The sequence below is a fragment of the Saccharicrinis carchari genome (genome assembly GCF_900182605.1).
In the GTDB taxonomy this organism is placed as follows: Bacteria; Bacteroidota; Bacteroidia; order Bacteroidales; family Marinilabiliaceae; genus Saccharicrinis; species Saccharicrinis carchari.
This window is the reverse complement of the sequence record NZ_FXTB01000002.1, coordinates 165,121-176,890: the sequence shown is the minus strand read 5'-3', so window position 1 is coordinate 176,890 and position 11,770 is coordinate 165,121. Positions and strand designations below refer to the sequence as shown.

The 11,770-nt window shown below is 40.9% G+C and carries 10 protein-coding genes; 8 read left to right on the top strand and 2 right to left on the bottom strand.

Annotated elements, in window-relative coordinates; translation table 11 throughout:
• Positions 1-187 precede the first annotated feature (187 nt).
• The 8 genes from FN809_RS05290 (at position 188) to FN809_RS05255 (ending at position 9,410) form a co-directional block, all read left to right on the top strand.
• The gene (locus FN809_RS05290; protein WP_185957458.1) at positions 188-1,303 is read left to right on the top strand and encodes a hypothetical protein; all 1,116 of its coding nucleotides are present in this window, start codon (positions 188-190) and stop codon (positions 1,301-1,303) included.
• Between the two features lie 238 nt (positions 1,304-1,541).
• Positions 1,542-1,775 carry a hypothetical protein gene (locus FN809_RS05285; protein ID WP_142532455.1) on the top strand — a complete coding sequence of 78 codons (234 nt, stop codon included), beginning with the start codon at positions 1,542-1,544 and terminating at the stop codon, positions 1,773-1,775.
• 224 nt (positions 1,776-1,999) lie between these two features.
• Positions 2,000-2,701, top strand: coding sequence for an ABC transporter ATP-binding protein (locus FN809_RS05280; protein WP_142532454.1), 702 nt, complete (start codon positions 2,000-2,002; stop codon positions 2,699-2,701).
• 172 nt (positions 2,702-2,873) lie between these two features.
• Complete coding sequence (locus tag FN809_RS05275) at positions 2,874-4,118, top strand: ABC transporter permease (protein WP_142532453.1); 1,245 nt, start codon at positions 2,874-2,876, stop codon at positions 4,116-4,118.
• Positions 4,119-4,193: 75 nt separating this feature from the next.
• Positions 4,194-5,474 carry an ABC transporter permease gene (locus FN809_RS05270; protein WP_142532452.1) on the top strand — a complete coding sequence of 427 codons (1,281 nt, stop codon included), beginning with the start codon at positions 4,194-4,196 and terminating at the stop codon, positions 5,472-5,474.
• 81 nt (positions 5,475-5,555) lie between these two features.
• Complete coding sequence (locus FN809_RS05265) at positions 5,556-6,638, top strand: efflux RND transporter periplasmic adaptor subunit (RefSeq protein WP_142532451.1); 1,083 nt, start codon at positions 5,556-5,558, stop codon at positions 6,636-6,638.
• Positions 6,639-6,688: 50 nt separating this feature from the next.
• Positions 6,689-8,026, top strand: coding sequence for a TolC family protein (locus FN809_RS05260; protein WP_142532450.1), 1,338 nt, complete (start codon positions 6,689-6,691; stop codon positions 8,024-8,026).
• Positions 8,027-8,135: 109 nt separating this feature from the next.
• Entirely contained in the window at positions 8,136-9,410 is a 1,275-nt protein-coding gene (locus FN809_RS05255) for an efflux RND transporter periplasmic adaptor subunit (protein ID WP_142532449.1), read from the top strand.
• Positions 9,411-9,741: 331 nt separating this feature from the next.
• On the opposite strand, the gene FN809_RS05250 is transcribed toward FN809_RS05255, so the two are convergent.
• Both FN809_RS05250 and coaD read right to left on the bottom strand, forming a co-directional pair.
• Positions 9,742-11,172, bottom strand: coding sequence for a TlpA family protein disulfide reductase (locus FN809_RS05250; protein WP_185957457.1), 1,431 nt, complete (start codon positions 11,170-11,172; stop codon positions 9,742-9,744).
• A 30-nt stretch (positions 11,173-11,202) separates the two neighbouring features.
• Complete coding sequence (gene coaD, locus FN809_RS05245; RefSeq protein ID WP_142532447.1) at positions 11,203-11,679, bottom strand: pantetheine-phosphate adenylyltransferase; 477 nt, start codon at positions 11,677-11,679, stop codon at positions 11,203-11,205.
• Positions 11,680-11,770 lie beyond the last annotated feature (91 nt).

Below are 11,770 nucleotides of genomic sequence, written 5' to 3'. Positions count from 1 at the left end.
ACAAAAATACCAATTCGTTTATAAAAATGCTTATTTTTGATGTCCATTATCGTACTATCATTCGTTTTTATAAAACAAGCAACGTATAACCTTATTATTTAACCAAAGACACCTTAAGGATACTGTTGTTTTTAAACCACCATTAAAATTGAAAACGTCGGGATTAAATGCGCTTACAATAGTTTTGATGCTTTGTTTTCAGCTAAGCACTTATGCCCAGCCGGCTATAGAAATGTCGGGGTATATCACAGAAATGCCTTCGTATAGATGGCAAAAAACAGCAGACAAGGGCGTATGGGACAACCTTATTCACAATCGCATAAACCTAAAGTACAATCCTAAATCAAATTTAAATTTTACCATAGCGCTTCGTAACCGGTTTTTTTTAGGAGAAACGGTTCGGAATAATCCACTGTACAAATATTATATGGATAACGACCAAGGTTGGGTGGATATGAGCTTTAACTGGGGCACCGGAAAAGCATATGTGGTAAATACCATAGCAGACAGGCTTTTTGTAGAACATATCTGGGGTAACATTAAAATAAAGGCGGGGCGGCAGCGGGTAGTATGGGGACAAAGCCGCGTGTGGAACGCAAATGATTTATTTAACCCCTATTCGTTTTACGATTTTGACTATCCGGAACGACCCGGCATGGACGGTTTGAGCCTTAAATATTTAAACACAGGCAACGCCAAGCTTGAGGCCGTTTTAAAAGTAGATGGAAACAAAGAGCTTACCTCCGCTTTGTTATATGGATTTTCTAAATCAAACTACTACTTTCAGTTCATTGCAGGCCAATTGAACCAGTCGTATTTTGTAATGGGCTCCGGATGGAAGATAAACTTTAAGCACAGCGATTTTTATGGCGAATTTTCCTACCTATCGTCTTTTGACCAGCCCAAACCCAATATTTACATGCTTTCAACAGGTAGTGCTTATACCATTAACCATTCAATAAAACTATCGGGCGAATATTTATATGCCAGCAATCTGAACTCATCTTTCTCCGGTTTCGACGATTTATCTTTTTCGCGTACATCTGTTCAAAAATTAAGCATAAGCAAGCACTCCTATAATTTGGCCTTGAGTTTACCAATCAATCCACAGTTTCATTTTACGTTCGACTACACAGGATTCGCCTATCCCGTGTTTAAAAACTATTACATCAGCCCTACAATTGAATATGCCCTAAAAGAAAGTTTGCACCTATCGGGGATCCTTCAATTATTTTCAAATGGAAACACCCAACCCAATCAGATGATAGTATCCACTTTTATAAGATTAAAAAAAGTTTTTTAGGCTAGTTTTTTCGCATTTCTATTTACAAACTTTAAGGACAGCATTTTTCGCTCGCCTATAAAACCCTACGTAACAGCACCTTACAGCGCGTCACGTTTTCGTCACACCTTAATTACGGGCTGTCACGCATTTGTCACACCCCTGTCACGCATTTGTCACGTCAATTATTGCAATAACTTAAACGATGTGTTTAGTTTTGTTATCAAAGAAAATTAATTACACTTTAAATTTTTTGAATATGAACTACATTCGCATCGTTATCCGGCTTTTTATTTTCTTAATTCTACTGGTTTCCGCCACGCTGATTTTAGAGTTTTTAATAACCAATGTTTACATCCTGTTGTTAGATTATTACTCCTTGCCTCAATCCGATTCTGACATCACCATTTTAGCATTCGCTATCAGCCTTGTATTCGTTGGTTTGTTGTCGTATGGCACCGGATACTGGCAATTACGAAAGGCTATAGAGTAAAAAGAGCCATAAAGTCATAGACTGGCCTACTATGTAACCCGAATCAACAAATGCACAAATTGTGTTATATGACAATGCAACTCCTAAATCTTTGTTAAATAATGCAAATGAAGGCCTTATAATAAAAATTACACGGATATCTACTATACATTTTAATACTTTTATCACTACATTAGCAAAACAAAAGCTACTTTGAAATTGCTTACCTTCAAAAGCAAAAACAAGTGAATAATAGTGTAATAAAAGTAAACGCATTACATAAGACCTACATCACCGGAGCCAACTCCCTTCATGTACTTAAGGGTATTGATATGGATATCAAAAAAGGCGAAATGGTTTCTATCATGGGTTCGTCCGGCTCAGGAAAATCTACTTTATTAAATATCCTGGGCATTCTGGATAACTACGACCAAGGGGAGTTTTATCTGAACAACATACGCATCCAAAGAATGAACGAGAAAAAAGCGGCCGGGTTCAGAAACAAATACATCGGTTTCGTTTTTCAATCGTTCAATCTTATCTCGTTTAAAAACGCCATGGAAAATGTAGCTCTACCACTGTACTACCAAGGCGTAAGTCGCAAAAAAAGAAATGCGATAGCACTTGAATACCTCGATCGCCTTGGTCTTAAAGAGTGGAGCGAGCATTTACCCAGCCAATTATCGGGCGGTCAAAAACAACGGATAGCCATAGCACGATCGCTGATTTCAAAGCCCAAGGTTATTTTGGCTGATGAGCCTACCGGGGCGCTCGATTCAAAAACTTCAGCTGAAGTAATGGATATACTGCAGGAGGTAAACAAAACGGGCATTACCGTAATTATCGTAACCCACGAAACGGATATTGCGCAACGGACTCAGCGCATTATTCGTTTAAAAGATGGCTTGATAGAAGTCAACCGCAGCAACGGCCATGGTATTGAGTGAGAGATGCGTGATACGTGCTGATTGATAAGTGACGGGTAGCTGTTCCAAAGTATTCGGAACAGTTAAACCTCCACCTCAATCCTATTTATTGATGAGCAACAAAACAAAGCCTAAGCGCCTTGTCCGGCTACTGACGGATAAATAAAACTTTAAACCTAAGTAAAACCACGTCATGCTCGATTATATACAGGAGATATTATCCACCTTGCGACAAAATAAGCTAAGAGCCACAATGACCGGTTTTAGTGTGGCATGGGGAATTTTTATGCTTATTCTGCTGTTAGGATCCGGCAAGGGCTTGCAAAATGGCATGGAAAAAAATTTTAGCAGCTCCTCAAAAAACGCGCTTTGGATATGGAGCCGCCGCACTCAAGTGGCTTTTGATGGATTAAAAGCCGGACGACGGATACAGTTTACCGATCAGGATGTGCTTGAGTTAAAAAGAAGCTTAGGCAATGATTTCGACTATATTTCCGGACGGTTCTATCTTCGGGGAGAAGCCAGGCTAACCTATAAAAACGAGTTTGGCACCTATCGAATGGAAGGCATAATGCCCGAGTTCAATAAAATTCAAATCATAAACCAAACCCAGGGGCGCTTTATAAACCAACTGGATATTGACGACTTTAGGAAAACCATTGTACTATCCGAGCCCATTAAAAAAGCACTATTTAAAAACGAGGAGGAATTCATTGGTAAATATATTCGGGTTAATAATGTTCCCTTTATGGTTGTGGGTACCTTCACCGACCCCGAAGACGCAGAAAGAAAACGAGCTTACCTGCCCCTTAGCACAGCGCAACGTGTATTCAACGGCAACAACCGCCTGGGCGAGATGGCCATTGCCACCAATGCGGTTACCGTTGCCGAGAACAAAAGAATAGAAGAAGAAGTGCGCTTGCTGCTTGCCAAAAGGCATCGCGTATCGCCCGAGGATAAGCAGGCCTTGGGCATATGGAACACACTGGAGCATTTTAAGCAGGCACAGGGCGTTTTTGCCGGCATCCGTATTTTTATATGGTTTATTGGTATTATGACCATCATAGCCGGCATTGTTGGGGTGAGCAATATCATGATTATTTTAGTGAAAGAACGCACTAAGGAAATAGGCGTGCGCAAGGCCATTGGAGCAACACCACTTTCCATTATTCGACTGGTGCTTAGCGAGTCCGTATTTATTACCGCTTCGGCCGGATTTTTTGGACTGGTAGCAGGCATGGGCGTATTGTCGATTGCTTCTGCGCAACTTCAACAGGCAGGCAGCGAGGTGCAAAGGGCGTTTTGGAATCCTTCGGCCGATATAAACGTAGCACTTTGGGCGCTTTGCATTTTGGTGATTTCCGGATTGGTGGCCGGTTATATCCCGGCGCGCAAAGCGGCTCGTATTCGGCCAATAAAAGCGTTGCACAACGAATAAGCAATCCCTAACAGCTGGTAAAAACCGCTTAGGTGTGTTAAAAGCCGGTTAAGTTTTTTTAAAACCTTAAATCAAATGTTCGACAGAGACAGATGGCAGGAGATACTAAATGCCGTAAAGAAAAACAAATTGCGCAGTGCACTCACCGCTTTCGGTGTGTTTTGGGCCATTTTTATGTTGGTAGTGATGATGGGCTCGGGCAACGGACTTAAAAACGGCATTACCGCCGGCGTTAAAGATTTTGCCACCAACAGTGGTTTTATGTGGGCCGAAACAACCACCAAGGCACACCAAGGCTTTAAGCGCGGCCGCAACTGGAACATCAACAACCGCGACATAGAGGCCATTAAAGATCAGGTAACCGAGCTTGATGTTATCTCGCCCAGACTAAACGGTTGGAACTTGCGAAGTGGCGAAAATATCGTCAGAGGAAAACGCTCCGGAGCCTTTAATGTAATGGGTGATTATCCGGCCTACCGAAAAATTGATCCTTGTACCATGGTCTGGGGAAGATATATTAACGACGAAGACATCAAATTGAAACGCAAGGTTTGCATCCTTGGCGAAAACGTATATGAAGTGATGTTTGATAAAGAAGAGGATCCTGTAGGGCAATACATCAGGGTGAACGGAGTGTATTTTATGGTGGTAGGCGTATTCCGTTCCAATAATCCTAACATAAACATTGGCAGCAATAAAAAGGAAACCGTTTACATGCCTTTCACGGCAATGCAACAAACATACAATTATGGCGATCAGGTTCATTTTTTTGGTCTGACGGCAAAAAAAGGTGTTAAGGTAAAAGCGGTAATTGACAAAATTCGGCCCATCCTTCAAAAAAACCATAAACTGGCCCCTGACGACGAAGAGGCCATCGGCAAAGTGGATATAGAGAACGAAATAAAAACCATGTTTTATACATTTTTAGGTATCGATATTTTAATATGGGTGGTGGGCCTGGGCACGCTAATAGCCGGTGCCATTGGGGTGAGCAACATTATGCTGATCATTGTGAAGGAGCGGACAAAAGAAATTGGGATACAGCGAGCCATAGGCGCACCTCCCCGAATTATTGTGGGGCAAATACTTAGCGAATCGGTTTTTCTGACAACCATAGCCGGCTTTATCGGGCTTGCTGTTGGCACTTTTGTATTGCACATGGTAGATATGGCTGTAGACGCATCACGACTAACGGCTTCTCCCGATGAAGAGTCCTTTTTTTTAAATCCTGAAATAGGATTGCCTATAGCTCTGGCAGCATTAGGAACCTTGATATTGGTGGGTTTTATTGCCGGATTAATACCTGCCATAAAAGCCATACGTATAAAACCAATTGAAGCATTACGTCATGAGTAGAGAAAATAAAACCAGCTATAAAATTGATTTATCAGACCTATAAGCAGATTAACTGTACGTAATTATCAAATCTTTAAGCTTATGAAAAAAATAATTAGAATCGCATTGGTGCTTGTTTTAATAACACTTTTTACCTGGGTGGTGTATTACCTTTATACACAATCTAAAAAAGACCCGGTGGTATATGAAACAGAGATGTTAGAAATATCCGACATCGTAAAAAAAACCGTGGCCACCGGCTCTGTGGTACCGCGACAGGAGATAGAGATAAAACCGCAAGAATCGGGTATCATAACCGAAATATATGTGGAGCCCGGCGATGAGCTGAAGAAAGGTGACCTGCTGGCCAAAATACAGATTATACCCGAAATGGTGCAGGTAAACAATGCCGAAAGCCAGCTGAACAAAGCCAGGATACTATTCAAAAATGCCGAGATAGAATATCAACGCAAAAAAGAGCTTTTTGATAATGGAGTGATAGCCGAATCGGAGTATCTGGACGAACTGATGCGTTACGAAAACGCCAAAGTGGATTTGAATACCGCCGACAACAACCTGCAACTGATAAAGGAAGGTGTAACGCACAAGATGGGGGCGCAAACCAATACCATTATTAAAGCAACCATCGATGGCATGGTGCTCGACGTGCCCGTTGAAGTGGGCAACTCCGTTATTAAAAGTAACACTTTTAACGACGGTACCACGGTAGCTATCCTGGCCGATATGGGCAAGATGATTTTCCAGGGCAAAGTTGATGAAACCGAAGTGGGTAAGATACGCGAAGGCATGGATCTGGAGCTCTCTATAGGTGCCATTGAGGAGGAAAAATACAAAGCTACACTCGAGTTTATTGCCCCCAAAGGTGTGGAGGAAAACGGAGCCATACAGTTTGAAATAAAAGCAGCAGTATCCTTAAACAAAGGCCAGTTTATACGCTCCGGATACAGCGCCACAGCCGACATTGTATTGGATCGTCGCGACAGTGTTTACGTGATCAAGGAAAAACTCATCACCTTTAGTAACGATTCGGCATTTGTAGAAGTGGAAGTGGGCGAACAGGAATTCGAAAAAAAGCAGATAATAACCGGTCTTTCCGATGGCATTAAGATAGAAGTCAAGTCTGGAATTACAAAGAATGACAAAATTAAGGTTCCAAAATCGTAATTTTTACTTACCTTTTTTCGCGAAAACAAACAATCCTAAGTATCCATAAAATGACGAACAAAACAATTCTCCTTCTCGCTTTAGTAGTATGTATAAAAATAGGCAACATAAATGCCCAGGAAGCTTGGACTTTGGAACGGTGTATTAACTATGCCTTCGAAAACAATATTACTATAAAGCGACAAAACCTCAGTACCGATTTACAAAAAAATGAGTTGTCACAAAGCAAACTCAATCGCCTGCCCAATTTAAACAGCCAGTCGACTTATGGCCATAGTTACGGTTACACCTGGATACAGGAAGCAGGGCAAAACGTGGATGTGAACACCCGTTCGTTTAGTTTAGGTATTGGGTCGTCGGTGGATGTTTTTGATGGCCTAAGCGTTACCAATACCATCAAACGCAACCGACTCGATTTGATGGCTTCGCTGGCCTTGGAAGAAGAGATACGAAATGATATCGCACTGCAAATTACCAGCCAGTACCTTCAGATTTTGTTCGATAAAGAATTATTGCTGGTAGCTCAGGAGCAATACGAAGTAACCAGTCAGCAGGTGAGACGCACCCAGCAGTTGGTAGAGGCAGGCAGCCTGGCCAAGGGCAGCCAGCTCGAAATTAAATCGCAGGCAGCAAAGGAGGCGCTCAACGTAACACAGCAAGAAAACAATTTAAACCTATCGCTTTTAAACCTGGCACAATTGCTGGATCTGGAAGATGTGGCCAACTTTGATGTGGTGTCGCCCATCATACCGGAAATAGCGCATATGAAAGTAGAAAACCCTGTTGATGTATATTCAACAGCACTCACCCTGATGCCTCAAATAAAAGGGGCAGATTACCAGCTGGAGAGTTCAATTGCCGAAGTAAAAATTGCCCGGGGCGGGTATTATCCTAACCTAAGCCTTAACGCGCAGTGGGGTGCCAGAGCCAACTGGCTTATTGACGATCCTAATAACCTGAACCGCTCACTGTCAGACCAAATAAATTCCAACAAAAACTTCTTTGTTGGCGCCTCACTAAATATTCCCATATTTAATAAACTACAAACGCGCAGCAGGGTAAAAAATGCCCGTATAGCTGTGTTGGATGCACAATACCAGTTAAATCAGCAAAAACTGAACCTACGCAAAGAAATTCAGCAGGCTTATGCCGATGCACTGGGGGCGTATAATAAATATCTATCAAGTAGTCTGGCGGTGGAATCGTTTAAAGAATCTTTGCGCTATACCGAACAGAAATATAACGTGGGACTGGTAAACACAGTGGATTACAACGTAGCTAAAAACGATTATTTGCGCGCGCAATCGGATTTACTACAATCGAAATACGAATATATTCTGCGAAGTAAAATCCTCGATTTTTATAAAGGAATTGCTATTGTGCTTTAAAATTAAAACGATTAAAGTTTATCTTATTATCTTGCAATAAATTATCAATCGTTTTACTTCTGCACTAAAAATTCAGAATCATACAGCTTAAAACCTCACAATTTAACGAATGAAAAAAAATATTTTATATCCCCTAATCGCCCTGGCGATAATTATAATTGCACTTATCGCAGGTAAAAAACTAGGTTGGATAGGTGGCGAATTCCAACTAAAAGTCATGGTGGAGCAAGCAGAACCCAGAACGTTGACAGAACTCATTACTGCCAATGGAAAAATAAAACCGGAAGTAGAAGTAAAGGTATCCTCAGATGTATCGGGCGAAATATTAGAGCTGACGGTAAAAGAAGGTGATGAAGTATTTAACGGACAGATATTAGCCAAAATACAGCCCGATATTTATCAGCGACACCTGGAAAAAATGCAGGCATCGCTTCGCTCTGCTGAAGCCAACCTTGCCCAAGCCGAGGCACAGCTGCAACAGAAAGAGCTGTCGTTTAATCGTAACAAAACCCTTTGGGAGCAGCAAACCATATCCGAATCTGAATACGAACTGGCACTTAGCGATTACAATATAGCCAAAGCCAGTGCCGAGGCTTCCAAAGCAGCGCTCCGGAATGCCAAGGCTTCGTTAAACGAGGCAAAAGACAACCTCACCAAAACAACCATTTACTCCCCTATGGACGGAACCGTTTCGCGCCTAAACGTTGAAAAAGGAGAGCGTGTGGTAGGTACCGCCCAGTTTGAAGGAACAGACATGATGACTATTGCCAATATGAATAACATGGAAGTGGTGGTTGATGTAAACGAAAACGACATTATCCGGGTAAGCAGTCGCGACACCGCCCTTATTGAAGTGGATGCCTATTTAGACAGAAAGTTTAAAGGCCTGGTGACCGAAATTGCCAATTCGGCCAAATCGGAAGGTACCAGCGCCGACCAAATTACCAACTTTGAGGTAAAGGTGCTTATTTTACCCCAATCGTACCGCGAGCTAATTCAGGAAAAAGGCGAAAACTTTTACCCCTTCCGCCCAGGCATGTCGGCTACGGTAGATATACAAACCAACACACGGGCAGATGTACTCAGCGTTCCTATTCAATCGGTAACTACACGAGCAGATACCACCACCATAAATACGAAAGACAAAGATTTGAACCAAGAGGACGATAAAACAGAGGTGGTATTTGTAGTAAAAGAGGGGAGAGTTGAACAGCGCAATGTAACACCCGGCATACAGGATACTCGGCACATAGAAATTATTGAAGGCCTAAAGGAAGGTGAAGAGGTGGTGACTGCTCCTTATAGTGCCATAGCTAACAAATTAAAGCACAACGACCCCGTAGAAGTAGTAGAAAAATTGTTTGAGGACAAAGAGAAAAAATAGCAAGAGGGTAAATAAGAGAATACAATCAAAAAAGGCGGGTTCAAGTGAATGAACCCGCCAATTGCAAATTTGTGAACCCGAAATTAACTTTAGGGTAAATAATCGCTCTTCATAATTAACCTCCACAGGTTAATTAATTGGAGACAAATAATATCGTTGTAAATGAAACCAAAAAAAATGTGATTACATAGCATTTTGGTATTTTTTGTCCAATAAGGATAATTATTTAATTATTTACGCAAGCAAACCTTAAAATACCATTAAAAGCTATTTTACATTTAATTAACCCACCCAATACAGCACACCTTGCTTTGACTTAAATAAGCTAAAGCTATAAATCATAAATAGTTCTGGTATTTGGTCTATTCTTTCGAAGCTGCTTTCGACGGTAATTATTATATACCTCGGCAAAAACCAGGGCAAAATTCTCCTCGGGAGCCGGCGCCGGCGAAAGCGACATAATACCTTCAGGATTAATTAAATAATAGGTAGGCAATGCTTTAATATTGTAATCCAGAAGCACCTTGGCATTTTGTCCAAAATGCAGGAAATCCCAACTTAAATTATTATTTTTTACATAAGCCATTGCTTCGTCCGGATCTTCATCGGTGAGTACCGTAACAATATACATGTCTTTTTTGTACATTTCGGCCATCTGCTCTAAGACCTGAAAATCTTTTTTACAGGCATAATTTTTTGTGTTCGCAAAATTAAGGTATACAAATTTACCCCTATAATTTTCTAATAAAAGGGTTTTTGTTCCGCTAAGATCAGACAACTCAAAGTTAGGTGGCGATTCTCCTACATTCAGTTTGGTAATTTTATCAAATATGTCGCTTGCAATTTTATTATTTTGTACGTTAGCGCAATTGTTTTTGGCCGTTTTAACGATGTTCGTAATTTTAAGCTTGGAATAGGTGGTGCCATAAAACCCGGCATAAAGATTTTTCAACAGTATCAATTCAGCTAATTCCCTGTTCTTAAAAAGTGTATCCTTTCGCAGGGTTGCCGTAAGTAGCTGGAAAGATTCAGATGTATTCCAGGTTTCCTTAAAGCTTTGACCTTCCTTTGTAGAAAAATAGTAATGAAAAAAATTACCAAATTGCTTGTTAAAGGAAGCCCAATAGGTATCCAGATTATACTGCACCGGAATAGAAGAAAAACCATTATAAATTACCTCCCTTGGTTTATCAGAGTAGGCATATTCGTAAATATTCTGATATTTAAAATGTTTGTAATAATAAAACCACGTTCCTTTCTCGGCCGGAAAGGCTGCCTCGGTTTGGTCAATAATCTTAAAAAGATCTTTTTTATTGCCTGTTAGCACAATACGTTTAATATCTTTGCTGAACAGATAATTATATTTCTCTTCAAAGGCAACGGTTTTTTTATTGATTTCGCCGGGAAAGTTATTTTGAATACCCAACACTACCGTTTCGGGTTCAAAAAAAGGATTGAATTTATCTTCAGGCCGTAAAGGACGATACAAAGGCAGGGTAAGTAAATAAGTTCTGCCCGGCTCCACATACATGTATCCGCGCATTTGACCTAAGGGCATATATATTTTAGCTATTTCCTCTACGGAAAAAGTAACACTAAAATTCCCTTTAGGATCTACCGAAAAGGTTTCAACATCCTCAAAATTACGGGTAATATAATTACTTTGCCGCTCAATGGTTAAGCGCATAGTTGAATACTCGGGTGCATTTCCCCATAGCGTAACCTCCTTGTTTTCGCCTGCAACACTTTTTATTGCAGCCATGAAAATAATCAGTAAAAATATTCGCATATGCTATCTCCTGTACTCCTTTACTTTTTCTCTTATCTTTTCGGGGATGAATAAACCCGCATCTCCCTTATGGCGAATAATATCTCTGACAATAGTTGAATTGACAGGCGTATGTTCGGGCGTTGTGAGCAAGAAAACAGATTCGACACCCGACATGGCTTTGTTTACCTGCGCAATGGCTCTTTCGTACTCAAAATCCGCCGAAGTGCGGATACCCCGAAGAATAAAACCGGCTCCTTGGCTCTTGGCAAAATCAACTGTTAGGCCTTCAAATTTCTCAACCCTTATTTTAGGCTGATCTTCAAAAAGGTAACTAATCCACTCTATGCGTTTATCTACCGGATAAAAATCTTGTTTTTTTGCATTAAAGCCAATACCTATAACCAACTCGTCGAACAGATATACCGCTCTTTGAACAATGTTGTGATGCCCTATGGTAAAAGGATCGAACGACCCTGGAAAAATCGCGATACGTTTCATACTCTTATTAATTAAATTCTGAGGTTACAATGTGTATGCCAAATATTGTTGATGCCAAAGTTGCACAAAACCCTTTAGTTCGCAAAGCACT

Bases quoted from the DNA above. Each gene is read 5' to 3' on its own strand.
- FN809_RS05250 (WP_185957457.1), bottom strand. From the start codon at position 11,172: ATGGCTGCAATAAAAAGTGTTGCAGGCGAAAACAAGGAGGTTACGCTA.
- FN809_RS05260 (WP_142532450.1), top strand. From the start codon at position 6,689: ATGACGAACAAAACAATTCTCCTTCTCGCTTTAGTAGTATGTATAAAA.
- FN809_RS05275 (WP_142532453.1), top strand. From the start codon at position 2,874: ATGCTCGATTATATACAGGAGATATTATCCACCTTGCGACAAAATAAG.
- FN809_RS05285 (WP_142532455.1), top strand. From the start codon at position 1,542: ATGAACTACATTCGCATCGTTATCCGGCTTTTTATTTTCTTAATTCTA.
- FN809_RS05270 (WP_142532452.1), top strand. From the start codon at position 4,194: ATGTTCGACAGAGACAGATGGCAGGAGATACTAAATGCCGTAAAGAAA.
- coaD (WP_142532447.1), bottom strand. From the start codon at position 11,679: ATGAAACGTATCGCGATTTTTCCAGGGTCGTTCGATCCTTTTACCATA.
- FN809_RS05265 (WP_142532451.1), top strand. From the start codon at position 5,556: ATGAAAAAAATAATTAGAATCGCATTGGTGCTTGTTTTAATAACACTT.
- FN809_RS05290 (WP_185957458.1), top strand. From the start codon at position 188: ATGCTTTGTTTTCAGCTAAGCACTTATGCCCAGCCGGCTATAGAAATG.
- FN809_RS05255 (WP_142532449.1), top strand. From the start codon at position 8,136: ATGAAAAAAAATATTTTATATCCCCTAATCGCCCTGGCGATAATTATA.